Genomic DNA, 21,662 nt, shown 5'->3' with positions numbered 1-21,662 from the left:
ATCGCCTTAATTAATGCGTTGAGTATTTACTATGCTGTTTTCTGTGCCAAATGTATTGCCAATATAACCATCAGCTTGGTGGTCGTTATCCCAAATGTCTCCATTTATTAAATAACGAAAGTGAAATTGTTGATCGATAGGTAAGCGTTGCTTAAATTTAAACACACCTTGTTTTTTATTAAGCTTCATTGGCACAGGTTGCCAATCATTAAATTCGCCTAGTAAGCAAACTTCTTCTGCCTCTGGATGAGAAAATTCAAAGGTTACTTCAGCTTCATCTTTTGTTTTAAAAAAACGTTTATTCAACATAGCAGGCTCCAACTAAACCAAAAAGGGTACTTAATCTTTGCCACAGGCCATACAACTAAACAAAAAGGCGATGTGGATTCCATTCAAAATCATTAAACACGTTGTAAGTTAACCAAAACTTTATTTACGCATTATTACAGTGCAACAATTCATTTTTTCTGCACTTAAAAAGTGCGGTTAGTATATAAACAATCTTTTTTAAAAAGCTCAGTAGTACAGAGCAATATTTGAACCAACTAAGCGTACATCACATATTATTTATTTAATCGAATTTAAAGTTAAATAATCCAAAAGTATTGCCTAAATTTATAAAATTCTTTTGTTCTGTACTTTCATCAGCGATAATACACAGCATCTTAATACTCTGAAATATCATAATTTTCATGTTGAAAAAAAGCATTTTAATAACTATAGCCATCATCTTTTTAATAATAGCCACACTTGTTGGTTCTTCAATCTATACCCTTTATAGTAAAAAAGAAATCTCAGTTGATCCTAAATTAAAAGAAATCTCAGGTATTGAATTTGATAAACAAAAACGTCTATGGGCTATTAACGATGGAGGCAATGAACCCAAGCTTTACCGCCTTAACAAAGATGGTTCTATCGCCAAAGAAATTTTGGTTGAAAATGCTAAAAACATTGATTGGGAAGACATGACCCAAAACAAATTTGGGCACTTTTTTTTAGGGGATTTTGGTAATAACAAAAACGATCGTAGATGGCTGACTATTTATAAAATAGAAAACCCGATAGATATAAAAACAGATACGACCCAAGCCGAAATAATTAAGTTTACCTACCCTGAAATGGATGGAAGCCCAATAAAACCTAATAACCGTAATTTTGATTTAGAAGCATTTGTAGCACTAGGTCGTCATTTATATTTATTTACTAAAAACCGCACAGAACCTTTCGATGGTATTACTAAAGTGTATAAAGTGGGCGATCATGCAGCAAATTTTGATGCTGAACTAATTGACTCTTTTAAAACGTGTACCACGCTTGAAAAACTATGCTGGATAACCTCTGCTGCGCTCAGCCCCGATCGTAAAAAATTAGTCTTACTTGATTCAACCAGTCTTTGGTTATTTGAAAACTTTGAAGGTGATAAGTTTTTCTCTGGTGATGTATCAAAAATAGATTTAGGGATTGTTACTCAAAAAGAAGCAGTCACCTTTTTTGATGACAACACGATTGTATTTACAGATGAAGAGTTTAAAGGCATAGGCGGTAATGCTTATTTTATAAAGCTTGATAAAGCCAAAAAAGAAGTTATAAGAAAAAAACCTATTTCAGAAAAAACACTTCCATAGCATCTAGTTAGCTAAGCTAAAGCATTAAAGCTTAGCTAACTTATGTGAAAGGTAATGAGTTAATTACTCTTTTCATTTGACGAATGAAGTGCTTTTTCTACATCAACACCTAAAATCAACACTCCAATATGACTATTATTATCATCTAAAACAGGAAAACTTAGCTGAACTTGAAAATGATGTGTTGATGCATCATATGTGACGCTATCAAAGTTAAAATCTTTTGACTGTTTAAATGTTTTAGTAAACTTATTTTCATCTCCTTGCCAGTAGTCACTGGTTAGCTTACTAATAGCGATGTTTTTTCCTTGGTTATCAGTCAATATTAGCTCAGTAACAACACCTTTGAATTGAGATTGCCATTTTTTAAATACTTTAGATAACGGTAAATTAAGCATAGCTAATCCATCAGGGTGCTTTACTTGTTTACTTTCTTTTATCCATAGCTGGTCTAGTCTTTTAATTTCAGATTCACTTAAGGGAGACTCATTACTTATTTGAACTTGTTCTACTAAACTAGGTAAGTTTAGTAAGGTTTTAGCACTACTGGACAATCTATCAAGTATTTGCTTTTCTTCACTTTTTGATAGTGAAAATGGAGCCTGCGCGCAAGTATTTATATTTTCATCAAACTGCTGCATAAATTTAGGGAAGCGTTTAATAAGTGAATGCGAAGCAAATAATCCCAAAGGTACATACCTAAAAAATTCTCTTTGATACTCATCTTCATTAATGCCTAGCTTTGAGGCTGCTAATTCAAAATCGTCTAAATCAAGTAGAATTCTATCAATCCGCTTATGGTGCATAACATTTACTATTTCTTCTAATGAATTTACTTCTACCTCAGCAATAATATTCTGAGTTTTAAACCAATTAGCCTGGTAACTCCCTCTTACTGCACCATAACGCATTTTATTTTTTGGTTTATTAATGCTCTCTGGATGAGTAAACCAGTACCAGCTTTCTAAAAATATGGGGGATGATATGCGCCCATAGGCCTTCATTTCAGGCATTAAATGAGTTGTGAAATAACCATCTAAGCGGTCTAACTTTACTTCTCGACGTGCACGTAACCATGGCAAGGTTTGTAGCTGAAAAGGGGCTCCCATTTCAAATAAAATACACTCAACTTGGTTGACTGCATTATTAGGTGCACTGGTGGGTAAGTTTGTCCCAAACTGAAGAGGCTCAGTTAAACCCAATAAGAGGGTAAAAAAATATGCAGGCATAATCCATTACTAAATATTGTACAAATTAAAATGAGTATAGTCATGCATATTAAAAAAGCATAAATTCTCCTTACAAAATTTTGTATCTTATCAATGGCTTCAATATTTAAATCTATGTTCTACTGCTATTAGCTTATAAAAAGTACACTTAAATATTTAAATTAATGCATTTATATCTAGGGTCTGTTGATCTTTGAGGATTAAAATTTGTTCAAATTAGGTGCTATTTAATCGCGGCGCGAGATTTGTAACCTAGTGGGCTCAATAACTGCTCCTGCGTTGTTCTAATGGCTTACACCCATGTAAGAATAAGTAAAAACCGAGCAAAGCTTCCGCGTCTTGCTCACGCCCCTTACCTACATCCATGCAGGCAACAAAGAGTAAATAGCTCCTAGGAAGAACCCTTTGAGCAGCGCCTGTTTGGCATTAATGCTACGTTATCGCCCATTTATGGGGAGTAACCACACTGCATAGGCTCTGCCTTGCCTGAATACTAAACAGGCTACTGAAAATTCAACCTTGAAAGATCAACAAACCCTAGCCTTTCTATTACTTACCTAAAGTATACCGAGTGTTCACTTAACGACTAAAACAAAAACTCACTGACTCTAGCGCTTAAATTTAGTTTCTAAAATAACAGAAGATGTTGTGCGCTCTACTCCATCCAGATTTCCTATATCGTCAAGTAAATGGCTAAGCTGCTCTAAATTTTGAGCCTGTACTACAGCAATTAAATCAAACTCACCACTTATGGCATAGAGCTGCGAAATTGCATCAATTTGCTTAAGCTCAATATTTGTTTTAGTTGTTAGTTTTTGTCTTACTTTTATAGACACATGAGCTGATACCATTTTACTGAGGTAGTCATCTCCATAATCAACGCTATAGCCTTTAATTACACCCGTTTCTTCTAGTTTGAGCATACGGCTTTGTACCGTTGAACGAGATAAGTCAAGCATTCGAGCAAGATCAGAAATACTCGCTCTAGCGTTTGTTTTTAGTACAGAAAGTAGCTTTTCATCTTGTGGAGTTATCATAATGGTTATTTTCTTCGTTATTTTGTCTTTTATTTTAATCATTTTTCACAAAATAGCACTGCAATTTTAATAGCTAACCTTCGATAATGACCTCCACAAGAAATAATAACGTGTTTGCTGAAGAATAAAGGCTATATTCTTCTTTGAGTTAGCAACTAATCTTTTATCTAAGCCCATTAAATTTAGGTGTAAAAATGCAAGTAACAAGAGACTTATTTAACGACGTAATGGTACCAAACTATAATCCATCAGCAATCATTCCAGTTCGTGGTGAAGGTTCACGCGTTTGGGATCAAAATGATAACGAGTTTATCGATTTTGCTGGTGGTATTGCCGTTAACTGTTTGGGTCACTGTCATCCTGCATTAGTTAAAGCATTAAAAGAGCAAGGCGAAAAAATTTGGCATTTATCGAATGTTATGACTAATGAGCCAGCACTTCGTTTAGCTCAAAAAATGGTTGAAGCAACATTCGCTGATAAAGTTTACTTTGCAAACTCAGGCGCAGAAGCAAACGAAGCAGCGCTTAAGCTAGCGCGTCGTTATGCACTGGACGTATATGGCGCTGAAAAAACGCAAATAATTGCATTTAATAAAGGTTTCCATGGTCGAACATTTTTCACAGTCACTGTGGGCGGGCAAGCTGCATATTCGGACGGCTTTGGTCCTAAACCTGCTGACATAGTACATTGTGATTTTAACGATATAGCAGCATTTGAAGCGCTGATCAGCGATAAAACATGTGCTGTTATGATGGAACCATTACAAGGTGAAGGCGGTATTATTTCACCAACAGATGAATTTGCTAAAAAAGTACGTGAACTTTGTACTAAACATAACGCGTTACTTATTTTTGATGAAGTACAAACAGGTGTTGGTCGCACAGGCGATTTATACGCTTATGAAGGTTTAGGGGTTGTTCCTGACATTTTAACAACGGCAAAAGCATTGGGTGGTGGTTTTCCAATTGGCGCTATGATCACTCGTACACCAATTGCTGAGCATTTAAAAATTGGTACTCACGGTTCTACTTATGGCGGAAACGCACTTGCTTGTGCGGTAGCCGAAGCGGCATTTGATACAGTAAATACACCTGACGTACTAAACGGTGTTAAAGAGCGGGAGCAATTATTCCGTGACGGATTAAACGCAATCAACGAAAAATACAACGTATTTAGCGAAGTACGTGGTAAAGGCTTATTAATTGGCGCAGTACTAAATGACAAATTTGAAGGACGTGCACGCGACTTTTTAGTAGCCAGTGCTAATAATGGTTTAATGAACCTTGTAGCTGGCATGAATGTAATTCGCTTTACACCGTCTTTAGTTATCCCGTTTGAAGATATTAAAGAAGGCTTAGCGCGCTTTGAAAAAGCCGTTAGCGATGTAGTAAACGGTTAATATAGTTTAAATTAGCACGCCTACTGGCGTGCTATTGGAGCAAGCAATAAATGCAAGTATTACGTCCTATTACTGCCAATGATTTTGACGCGCTTAAACAAATAGCGATTGAGTCCGGTCATGGGTTCACCTCTTTACCTGTGGACGATGCACAGCTTAAAGAAAAAATTGAACGTGCTGAAAAAAGCTTTGCCAAAAACATTAACCAGCCACTTGATGAAAGCTATTTATTTGTTTTAGAGGACAGTGAAACAGGTGACGTTATTGGCACAACCGCTATAGAAGCCGCAGTAGGTTTATCGGTGCCTTTATATCATTATCATTTAGGTAAAACAGTACACCACTCGCCTACTTTAAATGTATATAACACCGTTGATATTTTAAGCATGTGTAACGACTACACAGGTTGCTCTGAAATATGCACATTATTTTTGCGCGAAAATAGCCGTAAAGGTTTAACAGGTCGATTTTTATCACGTTCACGCTTTTTGTTTATGGCTCAGCATAGCGAGCGTTTTGCCGATACTGTTATCGCAGAAATGCGCGGTGTTAGCGACGAAGACGGCCATTCTCCTTTTTGGCAATGGCTGCAAGAGCACTTTTTTAGTATTGAATTTCCAGAAGCGGATCACTTAGTTGGCTTAGGCGATAAGGTATTTATTAGCGAGTTAATGCCTAAATACCCTATTTATGTGAACTTGCTTAGCAAAAAAGCCCAAGCAGTTATTGGGCATGTGCATGAAAAAACAAAACCTGCGCTAAAATTATTAGAAAAAGAAGGTTTTGAGCACAGAGGCTACGTTGACTTATTTGACGCAGGCCCAACGGTTGAAGCAAAGCTTGGTAATATTCGCAGCATTCGCGACTCTCAAGTTTGCCCTATTACTATTGGTGAGCTTGATCACATATCACAAAATAGCTCTGATACGCTGGCTGTATGTAATCAAGGCGTAAGTGGCTTTAGAGCAACATTTACCAAAGACGCACATTACAATCATGCAAAACATACTCTCGTCATTAGCCAAGATGTGGCTAAAGCACTTAATTTAAGTCAAGGAGATGCAGCGCGATTTTTCCGCCTGTAAATTATTTATGAATACACACCTAATTAATAACCAGTGGCATGTGGGCCTTGGTCCAGCATTTGAGTCGATCAATCCAAGTAATGGCGATGTGGTATGGCAAGGCAATGGCGCAAACGCTGATCAAGTAGATTCAGCTATAAAAGCAGCCAGAGCTGCGCAATTACAATGGGCAGACAAACCACTTGAAGAGCGTATAGCCATTTTAGAAAACTTCGCAGCTCAATTAAAAGAACACAGTGAAGAATTTGCGACCATAATTGCACGCGAAACAGGTAAGCCATTATGGGAAACCCGCACCGAAGTGGGCGCAATGACAGGCAAAGTAGCTATATCTGTAAAAGCATACCATGAGCGTACCGGTACAACCGAAAACCCAATGCCAGGTGCTAAAGCATTTATTAGACACAAACCGCATGGCGTTGTGGCTATTTTTGGCCCGTATAACTTTCCGGGGCATTTACCAAACGGGCATATTGTTCCTGCAATTTTAGCAGGCAACACCGTGATATTTAAGCCATCAGAAATGACGCCGCACGTTGCAGAATTTACGCTCTCACTTTGGCTAAAAGCGGGCTTACCAGCAGGTGTTATTAACCTTGTGCAAGGTGAAATTGAAACAGGTAAAGCACTTGCCTCTCACAAAGACATAGATGGATTGTTTTTTACCGGTAGCTCAAACACAGGTCACTTACTACATAAGCAATTTGCAGGACACCCTGGCAAAATTTTAGCACTTGAAATGGGTGGTAATAATCCTCTTATTGTAAAAGATGTGAGTGATGTAAGCGCTGCTGTGCACGATATTATTCAATCAGGCTTTATTACCTCAGGTCAGCGCTGTACATGTGCACGCCGCTTATTTATTGAAAAATCGCTCAATGGCGATGCTATTTTAGAAAAGCTAATAAGCGCGACTAAAAACATAGTTGTAGACGACAGTTTTGCTACAGAGCAGCCTTTTATGGGTGCAATGATAAGCGAAAAAGCAGCACTGGGTATGGTCGCTGCGCAAAGTGAATTAGTGTCAAAAGGCGCGCAAATCCTTGTTGAACTTAAGCAATTAAAATCAGGCACCGGTTTTGTAAGCCCGGGTATTATTGATGTAACAAACATTACCGACATGCCAGATGAAGAGCATTTTGGACCGCTTATCAAAGTGTATCGTTACAACGACTTTGACAGCGCAATTATTGAAGCTAACAACACAAGCTTTGGTTTATCTGCAGGTTTACTTAGCGACAGTGAAGATGATTACACTCACTTTTTAAAGCGCATTCGTGCAGGGATTGTTAACTGGAACCGCCCTATTACGGGTGCCTCTAGTGCAGCTCCATTTGGCGGTATTGGCGCCAGTGGTAATCACAGAGCAAGTGCCTATTACGCCGCTGATTATTGTGCATACCCTGTGGCATCTGTTGAGTCAGACAAAGTGAGCTTACCGCAAACCCTAGCGCCAGGCTTGATAATTGAATAAGTAATAAACCAAAATTTTAGATTTAAGGATTTAACATGCATACTGATGTAAACACATTATTTGAGAGCCTTTGGAAAAACTACTTAAACGTAACACCATCGGCAGTCAAAATTCATGACCTTTTAGGGTCAACGCAAAAAAATGACATTATTAACGATCATATTGCGCTGCGTACGTTTAATATTGAAAAAGTGGGTCTTGAAAAGCTCGCTGCTCACTTTTTAGCTATTGGTTACAAAGAATGTGGTGAGTACCATTTTGAAGCTAAAAAACTCTATGCAAAGCACTACGAGCATAGCGATCCTAATCAGCCAAAAGTGTTTATTTCTGAGCTATTAGTTGAAAAATGCTCGCCAGAGTTACAAGCTATCGTAACCGATATGGTAAGCCAAATTGACGAAAGCGCAGTAACAGCTGATAACTTTTTGTATTCAGGCACGCATTGGCAAGTAAGCACCGATACTTATAAGCAGCTGCTAGCTGAAAGTGAATATGCAGCGTGGATGTCGGCGTGGGGTTACCGCGCCAATCACTTTACCGTAAATATTAATACGCTTGCTAAGTTTGATAACATTCATGATGTTAACCAAGCCCTAAAAGACGCCGGCTTTTCGCTTAATACGTCAGGCGGCGAAGTTAAAGGCTCACCAGAGGTGTTACTAGAGCAATCGTCAACACTTGCTGATGAATACTCTGTTACCTTTAGTGACGGTGATATGAGCATCCCTAGCTGTTTTTATGAGTTTGCTATTCGTTACCCTAAAGCCGACGGTGAGCTTTATACTGGTTTTGTTGCAGCCTCAGCTGACAAAATATTTGAAAGCACCAACGCTCGATAGCAAAACCTAAAGTACTTTATTTAAAAAGCCCGTTATGGGCTTTTTTTATGTAGGTAGGTTATGTTGATTAATTATAAAAATAACGGTTTATAATCGTTTTCTAACTTTTCAAACGATAAATCGCCAATAAAGCGGCCAAAGCTCAACCAAGTTGCCAAACCGCGTAAGTCTTTAAAGTGTGGTGGCACAAATTGTGGGCTCTCAATTACACCTAAATCATGAAGCTGCGATATTAATCTAAAATCATCTATCGATATTTTACCTACCAGTAATAAAGGGAGTCTATCTATTCGACCAAGCTGTATTGCAACGCGTATTAAGTTATAAACCAATACAAAGCCTTTAATGTAGGCAATATCTTTTGTAAAAGGCAAACCTGTTGGCGTACTGCCTCTAAATACACGCTGCGCGAGTGTGTAGCTGTCATCTTTTGATAAACCTTGCGCTACGTAATCACGGTAAATGTCTACAAACTCAGCGCCATCTATTACCTTTGTAACGGCCTGAATACGGTTAACTAATTTAGATAAGCGCCTTGGGGTCGATTTTAAAGTAATAATTTCGGTTAATACCGCTAGGCCTTCTTGGGTAATAGTAGAGCTAGGCGTGCCTTTACTCAAACATGTTAAATACGGCTGTGCTAAACCATTTTGAGTGGTACCTACGTGTATCCACCCTTCGTGAACTTCCAATATATCAAGTTCACGCTGAGAAAACTTAACATCTTGATTAAGCTTTATATTATTAGCACCTGCGGCTGCATCACTAACAATACCATCGCTAAGCATTACCTCTACATTTATGCCTGCCATACTGGCATTTACTTGCTCAGACAAAATACGCACAGCATCAACAGCATCAATATTTTTAGGGTCGTCAGGCAGTATGTCGGCTATAAGTAAATTTTGCAGCGGTTTATCTAGCATATTAGCTAGCTCAGAAAGTGAGGGCTCACCAGCATGGAATAAGTCTTTAGGGTGTCCAAATAACTCCACTGATAAGTCATGAAACTCTGGCGTTCCACGATACTCAAGCATACTTAATACCGTTTTATACTCGGTGCACATTTTTCCCATATATTGAGCAATCGGATTTAACTGCCCCAATTGGTTAATAATGTTACGGTGCAAAGTAGAAAATGCCTGGCGTAACTCGCTAGGTACAAAACCAAGGTCGCGCTGTTGATAATATGCACGATCGATGAGTGGGTTTTTTTGACATTTCTGTCTAAAAAACTCCTCTTTAGTTTGTTTATCCCAATTAATAGCATCGAGTATCCTAATTGGAGTTTGCAATGCAATTAATTGATCCGATAACTCACGAGTTTTTAGTAGTAACGCCTTGTCTATCATGCTCTAAGCTCAACAATAAATGAGTTTTGAGCATAATTTAAAAAAGCGAAATTACAAAGCAATATCACACTTTTTTAGCTATTGTTTTTAAGATGATCGACCCTCATATCTGTATCGTATGAGTTACTAAACGAAGGGCATAAAACATGAAAAACGAAATCGACAATAAACAGATTTTAGCCGTATATGAACGTATAATTCAAAAAGGTGAAATGACTAATGAAGGCAAGCATTATCAAGGTGTTACTGCTTATTCAGACGTAGATGGCTACACAGTATACCTACAAGGTAGCGGCGTTGAACTGCGCTTTGGTTTTCATAATACTTACCACCTTGACTACGAACATGAAAAGCATAAAGACGACTTTTTGAAAAAATTATATAACATTGCAAACGAGAGCTAATGCACCCACGAAAACGCAGACACCGCCCTACCAGTAAGCTCAATACTACTTTTATAAACCAAGTAGTAGAAGAGCTTAGAGCTGATCCAAGCAAAGTCTCAATTATTCAAGACAATTTAGAACAGTACCGTGCTCAAACTCATTTAAAGCGTGGTTTTTTACTGGCTATAGAGCGCTTTGATTGGGTTTTTGAAGCAAGCAAAGATATAGACTTTATTTGCCAGCAAATTTTAGCTGATGACTATATTGGCAATAGACTAAGACGTTACCCCCTACTTTTTAAAGGCGTTATTAATAATGCCTGACCTTTCAAAACCAAGCGCTTTAAAACGATAAAACTACAAAGTTTACTCTCTATATAAATTTATTAGAGCACTAAGCAATTGCAGGTTTAGTGCCCTTTTGCATTAAATTAATACCATTAGTACTCTAACTATTACTGCACTAATGATTATTGAACATTTTATTCATTTGTTGCTGTAAACAAATCATTACTATTATTTAATTTCAAAATAAAATTCACAAGCCTTTGTTTTAAATAAAATAAAACAAAGTAAAACCTTATCTTCTTTATCGCATTAGTTGCGCTTTTATTAATGATTAATCTACATTTTGGCATCTAGATATTTACTTCAGCCTTGAATTGTTAGAGCTATTACCTTAAGCTTATGTTTATTGAACGTTCAATTAATAAAAATTATGCCTAAAGTCGGAATGGAACCTGTCAGACGTCAGCAGCTAATTGACGCGACTATAGAGTCAGTTGCAACTAATGGACTACAAGGCACAACTATAAACAGCATTAGTAAAAATGCCGGTTTATCGTCAGGTATTATTAGTCATTATTTTGGTGGTAAGCAGGGGTTAATTGAAGCCACTGTTAGATACTTACTAACAAGCTTAAAACAAGGCTTAATAAGTAAAGTAAATCATCAAACCACTGCCACTGAGCGTTTAATGTTTATTATCGAAGCCAACTTTGCGCTTGTACAACAGCGTAATGATACAACCCGAACGTGGTTAAGTTTTTGGGCGCAATCGATGCATGATGAAGAATTACACAGACTACAAAACGTAAACAGTAAACGCTTGCAAAGTAATTTAGCATTTTCTTTTAAGCAATTAATGCCTATTGAGCAAGCAAAGCAAGCTGCAGAACTTAGCGCCGCAATGATCGATGGCCTATGGTTAAGAGCAGTACTGAGTAAATCAGACAATAATCAGTTTAAACACAGTGAAAAGTTAGCAAAAAGCTACGTACTTTCACTTATCAAGCAATATGGAGCCTAGCGTGACTACACCTGTCTATCAAAATTTTATTAACGGCCATTTTCTTGCAAACCAGAACGGCAAAACATTTGATGTAACAAACCCAGCAACGGGCGAGGTTATTTACGCAGTAGAAATTGCCGACGAATTTATTCAAAACGCAGCCATTGCCAGTGCAAAGCAAGGTTTTGCTCAGTGGTCAGCAATGACACCCATTGAACGTAGCCGCATTTTATTAAAAGCAGTGGCTATTTTACGCGAGCGCAACGATGAGCTAGCACTTGTAGAAGTACTCGACACCGGTAAACCAATGCAAGAAGCAAATTGTGTTGATATTGAAACCGGCGCTGATGTAATTGAATACTTTGCAGGCCTTGCGCCAGCACAAGTAGGCCAACAACAAATGGTTGGTGATGACTTTTACTACACACGTAAAGAGCCATTAGGTATTTGTGCGGGTATTGGTGCATGGAACTACCCACTACAAATTGCATGTTGGAAGTCGGGCCCTGCCCTTGCAGCTGGTAATGCATTTATATTTAAACCATCAGAAGAAACACCACTGGGCGCACTTAAACTCGCAGAAGTCTTTGTTGAAGCTGGCGTACCTGCAGGTGTATTTAATGTTGTTCAAGGCGCGGGCGATGTAGGCCAGTGGCTAACGCAGCATAGCGATATTGATAAAGTATCATTTACGGGTGAAGTAGGCACAGGTAAAAAAGTAGTAGCAAGTGCTGCCGGTACTTTAAAAGATGTCACGATGGAACTTGGTGGTAAATCTCCACTATTAGTATTTGATGATGCCAACATTGAGCAAGCGGTTAGTGCTGCTATGTTAGGTAACTTTTATACGCAAGGCGAAATTTGTACTAACTGTACACGTATTTACGTTCATAAAAATGTATATCAGCAGTTTATTGATGAGCTTAAAGCGCGCACTGAGAAAAACATTATTGCTGGCGACCCACAAGATTTAAATACTAACTTTGGCGCACTTATTTCTAAAAAGCACCAAGAACTAGTAATGAGCTACGTTAATAAAGGTATTGAAGAAGGTGCAACGCTATTAACCGGTGGTACAACGCTTTCACCTAAATCTGCACCAAATGGCTATTTTGTGGCACCGACTGTGTTTATTGATTGTAATGACGACATGACTATTGTTAAAGAAGAAATATTTGGCCCTGTAATGAGCGTGCTTGTTTTTGACGACGAAGACGATGTTATTGCACGCGCTAACGGGACTCACCTAGGCTTAGCCGCAGGCGTATTTACTAGCGATATTAAACGTGCGCACCGCGTTATTCATAAGTTACAAGCCGGTATTTGTTGGATTAATGCATACGGTAACTCACCTGCTGAAATGCCAGTTGGCGGTTATAAGCAATCGGGCATTGGCCGTGAAAATGGTATACAAACTCTTGATCAATACACGCAAACTAAGTCTATTTATGTTGGTATGGCCGACATAGAAAGCCCATTTTAAGGCGCCCTACTATGAGTAATCATTACGACTATATTATTGTTGGCGCGGGTTCGGCGGGTTGTGTTTTAGCAAACCGTTTATCTGAAGATTCAAGTAACCGCGTGTTACTACTTGAAACTGGCGGTAGCGATAAAAGTATTTTTATAAAAATGCCAACCGCGTTATCTATTCCTATGAATAGTGACAAATACGCATGGCAGTTTCATACGCAGCCTGAGCCTCATTTAGATAACCGTGAGATGCATTGTCCTCGAGGCAAAGTGTTAGGCGGCTCGTCATCTATTAATGGCATGGTATATGTACGTGGCCACGCAAAAGATTTTGACGAATGGCAGCAACACGGTGCAAACGGTTGGGATTACCAATCGTGTTTACCGTATTTTCAAAAAGCAGAAAGCTTTTACCTTGGTGAAAATACTTACCGTGGTGGCAAAGGCCCGCTTGGCGTTAATAACGGCAACGAAATGAAAAACCCGCTTTACCGCACCTTTATCAAAGCAGGTGTACAAGCCGGTTACGCTTCTACAGATGATTATAATGCGTCGCAGCAAGAGGGTTTTGGCCCAATGCACATGACCGTAAAAGACGGCGTGCGCAGCTCTGCTTCTCGTGAGTATTTAGACCCTGTTAAATCACGTAGTAATTTAACAATTATTACAGGTGCACTAGCACAACGCGTGATTTTAGATGGCAAAAAAGCCACTGGCATTGAATACAAAGTAAATGGCGACGTTAAAACTGCACATGCTGCAAAAGACGTTGTACTAAGTGCAGGGCCAATTGGCTCTCCACATATTTTACAACTCTCTGGTATTGGTGATACTCAAGTGCTTGAAAAAGCAGGCGTTGAAGTACAGCATCATTTACCAGGTGTTGGTCAAAACTTACAAGATCATCTTGAGTTTTACTTTCAATACAAGTGTAAGCAACCTATCACACTTAACGGCAAGCTAGGCATTGTATCAAAAGGTTTGATTGGCGCGCGCTGGTTATTAACGCGTTCGGGTTTAGGTGCAACGAATCATTTTGAATCGTGTGCGTTCATTCGCTCAAAACCAGGTGTTGAATGGCCAGACATTCAATATCACTTTTTACCAGCGGCTATGCGTTACGATGGTAGAAGTGCATTTGCAGGTCATGGTTTTCAGGTACATGTTGGTCATAACAAACCAAAAAGTCGCGGTAGTGTCACTATTGCTTCTGCGAACCCTGAGCAACCACCAACCATTTTATTTAATTACCTTGAACACCAAGACGATATTGAAGGCTTCAGAGCGTGCGTTCGCTTAACACGCGACATAATCGAACAAAGTGCCTTTGATGAATACCGCGATGAAGAAATTCAACCTGGTAAACATATTCAAACAGATGAAGAAATAGATGCCTTTGTACGCCAAGCCGTAGAAAGTGCCTACCACCCTTCTTGCTCATGCAAAATGGGTGAGGATGATATGGCCGTTGTTAACTCAAATACGCAAGTACATGGTATTGAAGGACTACGTGTTGTTGACTCATCTATATTCCCAACAGTTCCTAACGGAAACTTGAATGCGCCTACTATTATGGTTGCCGAAAAAGCAGCTGACATAATTTTAGGTAAAGAACCATTACAGAAATCGGATGTGAATGTTGCCATAACAACAAACTGGCAAGAAACACAACGTAGTACGGAGATCTAACTTTAGCCACATGCTTAGGTTTGGTCTCGTCGGGCTAAACCAATGCGTGCCTTGCAGTGGCACACGATGTAAATAGGTTACGTTGTGTTAATGCGAGAATAAAACAATAAAATACGGAGTGCTTATGAATTATTTTTATTCATTACTGGAGGGTAACAATGACTATTTGGCTTAATGCTGGCATCATTTTTACTTTACTAGCGGTTATTATTATCTTACTTAAATGGGGTAATGTTCGCGTAGTAGGTGTAACACCGGTAAAAACGTTTACTTTTATCGCTATACTATTTACGTCAGGCCTTGATGTAGGTCTTATAATGTTTCCTTTAACTGAGTTTGCAGGTTATGCAGACATAAAAGCAAGCCCAGAATACGCGTTTGCAAATCCACTGGCTATTGAGTTTGGCTACTGGGGATTTTTGATCTGGGGATTTTACTTTCTTACGTGCTTTTATTTCTGTGTAATAGAACCTAAAGTGAAATTTTTCGAAATTCCTTGGGTTAAATTTATCAATAATGTTGTAATTATTGGTACATGCGCATTCACCGCTTATTTATTATTGAACAATTTATCTTGGTATTTACCTGGATTGGCTGATGATTCAAGTGTAGCTCCTGAGTTTTATCTAATCGTATTCGCTGCTATTTGTTTTGCTGTGTACTCGAGTACAGATATTAAATATGTTCGTATTTTAAGTATTTCTACTACGTGGCTGTTTTTAGCATTGATTGCCTTTATGTGGGTTGGCGCTTTTGCAATGGGCGACAATGAGATGTCAGCATTTACAGATAACCTAGGATCAATCGGAACGTATTTCGCTAATCTTAATGAATTTGTTTTACCACTTAATGACTATCATGAGTTTTATTTATTTTGGTGGTTTGCGTGGAGCATAATGATTGGTCAATTTACATCACGTTTTGTCGGGGGTCTTAAAACATACCAAGTACTTGGTGCAATGTTAATATTTCCTTCAATTCCAATTGCAATCTGGTTTAGCGTGCTATACCAATACCACGAAGCAGGCATTTCGACTCAGGGAATTAAAAACTTTGCGATGGTGTTTGTAGGTATTGTATTTGTAATTAACTCACTTGATTCGTTAGTGCGCTTATACACAGATAACCTAAACTTTACCGTAAAGCGTTTTGGCAAAATGAAATACATGATCGGAAATGTTGTTGCTCTATCACTACTTACGTTATTGTTTAAATTAGAATTTTTACAAATTCAATGGGTAGGCGCGTTAGTCATTGGTTTGTTCTTTGTTTGTGCCGCATTTATTGGCTATAACAAATTTAAAACAGTAACGAATATTGATAGTTCACCAAAAGAAAATAAAATTGATTACACAAAAATAGACACTGTACACTAGGGATAAACAATGAATAACAAACTAAAACAACTTGTAGTAGCACTACCATTTGCACTTTTATCAACAACCGCAGCTGCTGATTGGTCAACAACAATCACAGCAGCCTCTGATTATACATTTAACGGTGTGAGCCAAACTGATAGCGATCCTGCTATTCAAGGCAGTTTAGACTATGCTTTTGATAGCGGTGTATACGCAGGCGTATGGGCTTCAAATGTTGATTTTGGTGATGACACTGATTTTGAACTTGATGCTTATGTAGGTAAGTATGTGCAGCTTAATGAGCAATTGAGCGTTGACTACGGTATTGCTTATTACACTTATCAAGGTAATAACAGCGATGGTAACTACGCTGAAGCTTACACTAAGTTTGGTTATGCAAGTGAATACGGCCAAACTGAGCTTAACTTTTGGTACAGCTGGGATTATTTTGGTCAAGGTGGAGGCCATGTAATCTCAATGATTGCACACACCTATGAGCTGGCTCCAAATCATGCACTACGTGCAAGCTTTGATATTTCAAACTCGCTTGATGGACAAAAATGGGCGTGGGACGTAAACGAGAAAAAATCATACAATCATTACCGTTTAGCATATCAAACTAGTTATGAAGGGTTTGGTATTGAAGTGGCCGCTGAAAACACAAGCTTAGATTACGATTATGCTGATGAGCGTATCGTACTTGCCGTTTCTCGCACATTTGATCTTTAATACAATAATTACTGATTAAACAAAAAATGCCACTCTATTTAGAGTGGCATTTTTATTTGTAAACTAACTAACTATATCCCAAGCACTTGTACCCGATGCTGAAAGGTTACTAGTGTTATTGCGTAATACTTTATTACCTACATTAGCTGATGACTCAGGTCGACTTACTAAATAACCCTGAACAGAACTCACACCCATTTTTTTAACAAGTTCAAACTGCCCTATTTCTTCAACGCCTTCTGCTACAATTTTAAGGCCAAGCTTTTGTCCAAGCTCACTAATTGTATTTAATATATCATTATATTTTTGGCTTTTATTAGCTTGAGCTATAAACGAGCGATCAATTTTAATAACATCTATTGGTAAATCCGCTAATGTGCTCAACGAGCTAAAACCTGTGCCAAAGTCATCAATAGCAATAGTGATACCCTCTTCTCTTAGCCTACTTAGCTCTTTAATTATTTTAGGACTGGCTTTAATAAATGTTGATTCGGTAATTTCAAGCATTAAAGACGTAGCCGGTAAACCGGTTTTTTTGAGCTTCTTCATTACCCAATCATAAATGTCACGGTGCTTTAATTGAATGCCCGAAACATTTACTGATATTTTTACTTTACGCATACCTGCATTGTGCCATGCAGCCATTTGCCTACATGATTCAAGCATAATCCAATCGCCAAGTTCTAATATTAAATTAGACTCCTCTGCTATTGGAATAAATTCTGAAGGGGGGATCATACCCTCAACTGGGTGGTCCCACCGGGTAAGCGCTTCAAAATAATCAATCATACAATCTTCAACATGCACAATTGGCTGAAAAGATAAGTAAAAATCTTTACAAGCGACCGCTAAACGCAGCTCTTCAAGTAAATAATGGTAACGGCGCATTTTGTTACCCATTTCTGGCGAGTAAACTTTAAATATTCCCTTACCATCACTTTTAGCTCTATACATAGCTACATCGGCTAATTGTAAAAGCGCTTGAGGCGTTGATGCACTTTCTGGGTAAGCCGCAATACCAATACTGGCACTAATTTTTACTATTTTATTGCCAAGCACAAAGTCTTTTTCAAGCTCACTTAGCACGTGCTTAGCAATTTCAACAACTCTGTCGCTATCATCAAGTAATTCTATAAAAATGGAGAACTCGTCTCCTCCTAACCTTGATAAGTTTTGCTCTAATTGGTTAGCACTATTTATGTTACTTAATTTATGGTGGCGTAAAACATTCGCAAGTCGGCTAGCAACTTGAACTAATATTTCATCACCAAAACTGTGACCAAACGAATCGTTTACTTGTTTAAAACCATCAAGGTCTATAAACAGGAGTGCACACTTGAGATCTTCCTGATTCGCATGATTAATTTGTCTGTCGATATGTTCAATATAAGCATGGCGGTCAATTAATAGCGTCAGTTTGTCTTGGCATATACTGGTTTGTGTTTGTTTTACATAATTAGCCACATGCGTATTTAAACTATTTATTGATTGGCTTAAGCTGCTTACACCCAAAGGATTCTCTGCCGGTTTTACTTGCAAATTAAATGCAGTGAGTAAGCTATTGGCTTGAAGATTAAGCTCCGCTATTTGATTTTTATAATGACGCTTCCTACGTTCTCTACGTAAGTACAGGCCAGAACCAAATATTAAGATACATAAAAGTAAAAAATTAATAGGTGATGCAAGTGTCATTATAATTAACTTACTTGAATCAGCAGCTACAAACTGGGTGTCAGTGGTTTTAATAAGCAAAAAGTCAGCAGTGGGCTGCTCAATTATATAGTGGCCATTTAAGATCGGATTATACCAAGGAGCCATATCAAGAGTGGTATTCGTTATTTCGAAACTTCGTATATCAACACTAGTACTAAATAAATTTATACGATTAATCTGATTCGTTAATTCTATGTTTATGCAAAAACAAAATAGAATTATAATTAGAAAAATAAAACCGAACGGTTTAAGTTTACTCATAAAAAAAATCCATCTATTTTGCTTCTCCTATTAAACCTATTACCAAAAGCGGATTATATCGCTTGCATTTAGTACTACGCAAGCATTGATATAATCCTAAGCCATTAGAATAACAAAAATTTGTAACAATAACGGATTAACTAACTATATTTGATATATAGTATAGGTGGCATTAACAAAAATAAACAAAAAGGTTCTAATTGTTTAAAATTTAATACATACCGTCGATAAGCTCTCTTTTGTTTTTTCTTCCGCGTCAATCTAGGCCACACCATTACAGCCTTTAGTATCTGTATTTGCTAATCCTTTCTGACATTCCCGATGCTTCAATACACCATTTCCTAAAATTATTCTTCAAAATCATGCCTTGCTACACAACCTAGGAATGTAACAACTATCGCAGGTACAATTATTATTTTTATTTAAAGCTGCCATGCATAGCTAACTTTTGTAAAAAATGTACGCTGATCTCGCTCAATATTTTTAAGAGAATCGTCTTGGTAACCTCTATCTGAGTAACCCAAATAAAACAGTGTTTGCGCATTAATTTTATATGAGTAAACAAGCTGGCTGCCATAGTCTTTATTGATTTGACTAACTTGGTAAAAGTAGGCGTTTTCGTCTCTATCAATGTCTTCAAATTGTAAAATTAATTTAAGAATTGAACGCATGCTAAATTTATAATGAAGTCTAAAGTCGACCAAGTTAGCAGTAAACACACGTTTCCCTTGCGGGTTGTCTAATTGACTGTAGTTATGTTTTACATCGAGCTGCCAGTGGTCGTTAATATCCCATATAACTTGTGTTTGAGCGTTAAACACATCACCAAGCTGTTCATTTGTATAGTCAATACGGCTTGCATATTCGGTATATAAGGTGAGCTTTAAATCTTTAGTCGGTTTGAACCCTGTGTAAATATAACCAATATTTTGATTGTAAAAATTGCCATTAAAGTTTTCATAACGGTGCACTAAACCAATTTCAAAAATAGATTGTTTTTGGCCTTTAAAGCTTAAAAAGCCTTCGTATTCTTCTTCAAGTAAGTCGCCGTTTTGCGCCCACGTTTTATCCCAGTCAGCTTCGTATGACCATGAGGTAAGTAAATCAGATTCATCTCTGTACCATGTTTGTCCGCCACCAAAGCCTACTTTTTCATAATCAACTTTAGCTTGATAACCTAAATCGGTGCGGTAGTCCTGCCCAATATTTTCATAAGATGCAAATAATTTGTAATCACGTTTATCGCGGGTAAGTTCCAGGGCATATGCTTCATCTGACTGAGTTTCAGATAAGTTATAATTTTGAATTAAAAATTCAGAGTTACGTGTATCAGCAGATGATACTTGATACAAAAGAGTATCCGATTGATTAAACCAGTAGCTACCATCCACTGATAATACAGTGTTGTGATAGTCATCACTTTCTCTGTGCGTGCTTGAAAGGCCAATAGTACCCTGCTGACCTAGGTCATATTGATAACGCCCTGCGGCCGCATTCGTTTTTTCGTTTAAGCTTGCAAAGCCAGAGCCCTGATTCGTTGGCAGTAAAATATTACTATTGTCGTCATCAGCGAGCATTAACGCATAACTATGATCACCCGTTTTACCCGTTAATTTTGCACCTAAAGTAGGCTCTGCAATTGTACGTGTATATAAAAGCTCAAATAAGCTGCTTTTAAAGTAAGAAGCTCCATCTAAAAAGAAAGGACGTTTTTCAGCATAATAAATAGAAAAGGTTGTATTTACATCGAGCTCTAAAGAGTCTGTTTCTACTTGCGAAAAATCTGGGTTGATAGTCGCATTTAAAACAGCGTCCTTGGTTAAACCCCAGCGCAAATCTAAGCCCACTTCGGTATCTATATCACCATTATCCCAGTTACCCGGTAATTCAGATTTATTATCATTACGAAGTGCTGTCAATGTAGGGGTTAATTGAATATTTTTACTCGATTCAATATCGCTAAAACCCACTAACTTATCAAACTGACAAAGGCTACATTTTATATTTCTATCAAATCCCATATTTGATAGCTGATATAAAACATCACGTTGGTAGTTTCTCATGACTGAAAAACCCCACGTTAGCTCTTTTTTATTTTCAGGAAAGCGCAGTGCCTTAAAAGGAATACGCATTTCAACAATGTAACCTTTCTCGTTAATTTGTCCCGCGCTATCCCAAATAGCATTCCATGAGGTATCTGAGCTCCATCCATCAGTATCGGTCATTCTTATATCGCCTTGTGCACCAAGGGGATTCACATGAAATTCATAACCACTGCGTTCATCATTAAATGTATCAATAACAAGAATGACTACGTCGTCTTCCCATAGCGTATCGCGGTCACGAAGTGATGCACGAATTTGTTCAGGGTTTGGATCCTCTGCAATGAAGGCAACATATAAGTTTGTGCCATCTTCGTAAATAAAGGCATCAGTTTTTACAGGAGGTGTGCCTTTTTCGTTAGGCTCATCTTGGTAGAGTAGAGGTATACGTGTCGCATTTTGCCAGTGCGCTTCATCCATAACACCATCAATAGTGATATTTGAATCAATACGAGATAAGGATACTTGCTGTTTACTAGCCGCTACATCAAGGCTTGAGAGTAATAAAACGAAACTTAAAAATAGGAAGGTAAACTTTTTTATTATAGTTATAAAGTACTGCATAAACATCCATTTAGACTGTAATTACTCATAGGGAGTAACTTAAGCTGGGGATTGTA

18 protein-coding genes are annotated in these 21,662 nt (G+C 37.9%); 12 read left to right on the top strand and 6 right to left on the bottom strand.

Annotated elements, in window-relative coordinates:
• Window positions 1–6 precede the first annotated feature (6 nt).
• Entirely contained in the window at window positions 7–309 is a 303-nt protein-coding gene (locus CXF76_RS08665) for an isoamylase early set domain-containing protein (protein ID WP_007580752.1), read from the bottom strand.
• A gap of 383 nt (window positions 310–692) precedes the next feature.
• On the opposite strand from CXF76_RS08665, the gene CXF76_RS08660 reads away from it, so the two are divergent.
• Window positions 693–1,625, top strand: a complete 933-nt coding sequence (locus CXF76_RS08660; RefSeq protein ID WP_024591768.1) for a hypothetical protein — start codon at window positions 693–695, stop codon at window positions 1,623–1,625.
• A 59-nt stretch (window positions 1,626–1,684) separates the two neighbouring features.
• Here the strand turns inward: CXF76_RS08660 and CXF76_RS08655 are convergent, their stop codons facing one another.
• Together CXF76_RS08655 and CXF76_RS08650 are read right to left on the bottom strand one after the other, a co-directional pair.
• Window positions 1,685–2,854 (bottom strand): cache domain-containing protein, encoded by a 1,170-nt coding sequence (locus CXF76_RS08655; RefSeq protein ID WP_024591767.1) that lies wholly within the window; start codon window positions 2,852–2,854, stop codon window positions 1,685–1,687.
• A gap of 608 nt (window positions 2,855–3,462) precedes the next feature.
• Window positions 3,463–3,891, bottom strand: coding sequence for an Lrp/AsnC family transcriptional regulator (locus tag CXF76_RS08650; protein ID WP_002958609.1), 429 nt, complete (start codon window positions 3,889–3,891; stop codon window positions 3,463–3,465).
• Between the two features lie 194 nt (window positions 3,892–4,085).
• Here CXF76_RS08650 and CXF76_RS08645 point away from each other — a divergent pair, with 194 nt between their 5' ends.
• From CXF76_RS08645 to CXF76_RS08630, 4 genes are read left to right on the top strand one after another with little or no spacing between them, the layout of a single operon-like run.
• A complete protein-coding gene (locus CXF76_RS08645; RefSeq protein ID WP_007580760.1) occupies window positions 4,086–5,291 on the top strand; it encodes an aspartate aminotransferase family protein in 1,206 nt (401 codons plus the stop codon).
• A 50-nt stretch (window positions 5,292–5,341) separates the two neighbouring features.
• A complete protein-coding gene (gene astA / locus CXF76_RS08640; RefSeq protein WP_007580762.1) occupies window positions 5,342–6,376 on the top strand; it encodes an arginine N-succinyltransferase in 1,035 nt (344 codons plus the stop codon).
• A 7-nt stretch (window positions 6,377–6,383) separates the two neighbouring features.
• A complete protein-coding gene (astD, locus tag CXF76_RS08635; protein WP_024609187.1) occupies window positions 6,384–7,850 on the top strand; it encodes a succinylglutamate-semialdehyde dehydrogenase in 1,467 nt (488 codons plus the stop codon).
• A 35-nt stretch (window positions 7,851–7,885) separates the two neighbouring features.
• Window positions 7,886–8,689, top strand: coding sequence for a DUF1338 domain-containing protein (locus CXF76_RS08630; RefSeq protein ID WP_024609188.1), 804 nt, complete (start codon window positions 7,886–7,888; stop codon window positions 8,687–8,689).
• A 71-nt stretch (window positions 8,690–8,760) separates the two neighbouring features.
• Here CXF76_RS08630 and CXF76_RS08625 read toward each other — a convergent pair whose 3' ends face one another.
• The gene (locus CXF76_RS08625; RefSeq protein WP_008169642.1) at window positions 8,761–10,041 is read right to left on the bottom strand and encodes a flavohemoglobin expression-modulating QEGLA motif protein; all 1,281 of its coding nucleotides are present in this window, start codon (window positions 10,039–10,041) and stop codon (window positions 8,761–8,763) included.
• A 146-nt stretch (window positions 10,042–10,187) separates the two neighbouring features.
• Here CXF76_RS08625 and CXF76_RS08620 point away from each other — a divergent pair, with 146 nt between their 5' ends.
• The 7 genes from CXF76_RS08620 (at window position 10,188) to CXF76_RS08590 (ending at window position 16,966) form a co-directional block, all read left to right on the top strand.
• Window positions 10,188–10,445: a DUF3081 domain-containing protein gene (locus CXF76_RS08620; RefSeq protein WP_024591764.1), complete on the top strand. Its 258-nt coding sequence runs from the start codon at window positions 10,188–10,190 to the stop codon at window positions 10,443–10,445.
• Window positions 10,445–10,750 (top strand): hypothetical protein, encoded by a 306-nt coding sequence (locus CXF76_RS08615; RefSeq protein ID WP_024591763.1) that lies wholly within the window; start codon window positions 10,445–10,447, stop codon window positions 10,748–10,750. Before CXF76_RS08620 ends, CXF76_RS08615 begins: the two co-directional genes overlap by 1 nt.
• A 409-nt stretch (window positions 10,751–11,159) precedes the next feature.
• Complete coding sequence (gene betI, locus CXF76_RS08610) at window positions 11,160–11,735, top strand: transcriptional regulator BetI (protein ID WP_101163452.1); 576 nt, start codon at window positions 11,160–11,162, stop codon at window positions 11,733–11,735.
• A 1-nt stretch (window position 11,736) separates the two neighbouring features.
• Window positions 11,737–13,200, top strand: coding sequence for a betaine-aldehyde dehydrogenase (gene betB, locus CXF76_RS08605; protein WP_024591762.1), 1,464 nt, complete (start codon window positions 11,737–11,739; stop codon window positions 13,198–13,200).
• A gap of 11 nt (window positions 13,201–13,211) precedes the next feature.
• Entirely contained in the window at window positions 13,212–14,879 is a 1,668-nt protein-coding gene (gene betA, locus CXF76_RS08600; RefSeq protein WP_010553012.1) for a choline dehydrogenase, read from the top strand.
• Between the two features lie 158 nt (window positions 14,880–15,037).
• Window positions 15,038–16,255 carry a BCCT family transporter gene (locus CXF76_RS08595; protein ID WP_024591760.1) on the top strand — a complete coding sequence of 406 codons (1,218 nt, stop codon included), beginning with the start codon at window positions 15,038–15,040 and terminating at the stop codon, window positions 16,253–16,255.
• Between the two features lie 9 nt (window positions 16,256–16,264).
• Window positions 16,265–16,966, top strand: coding sequence for a TorF family putative porin (locus tag CXF76_RS08590; RefSeq protein WP_024592113.1), 702 nt, complete (start codon window positions 16,265–16,267; stop codon window positions 16,964–16,966).
• A 63-nt stretch (window positions 16,967–17,029) separates the two neighbouring features.
• On the opposite strand, the gene CXF76_RS08585 is transcribed toward CXF76_RS08590, so the two are convergent.
• A complete protein-coding gene (locus CXF76_RS08585) occupies window positions 17,030–18,784 on the bottom strand; it encodes a putative bifunctional diguanylate cyclase/phosphodiesterase (RefSeq protein ID WP_407072741.1) in 1,755 nt (584 codons plus the stop codon).
• A gap of 578 nt (window positions 18,785–19,362) precedes the next feature.
• Window positions 19,363–21,606 (bottom strand): carbohydrate binding family 9 domain-containing protein, encoded by a 2,244-nt coding sequence (locus CXF76_RS08580; protein ID WP_024591757.1) that lies wholly within the window; start codon window positions 21,604–21,606, stop codon window positions 19,363–19,365.
• Window positions 21,607–21,662 lie beyond the last annotated feature (56 nt).

It is taken from the genome of Pseudoalteromonas sp. 78C3, assembly GCF_002836695.1.
GTDB lineage: Bacteria > Pseudomonadota > Gammaproteobacteria > Enterobacterales > Alteromonadaceae > Pseudoalteromonas > Pseudoalteromonas arctica.
Note: the sequence above shows the minus strand (reverse complement) of the source record. Positions and strands in the feature narration are given on the sequence as shown.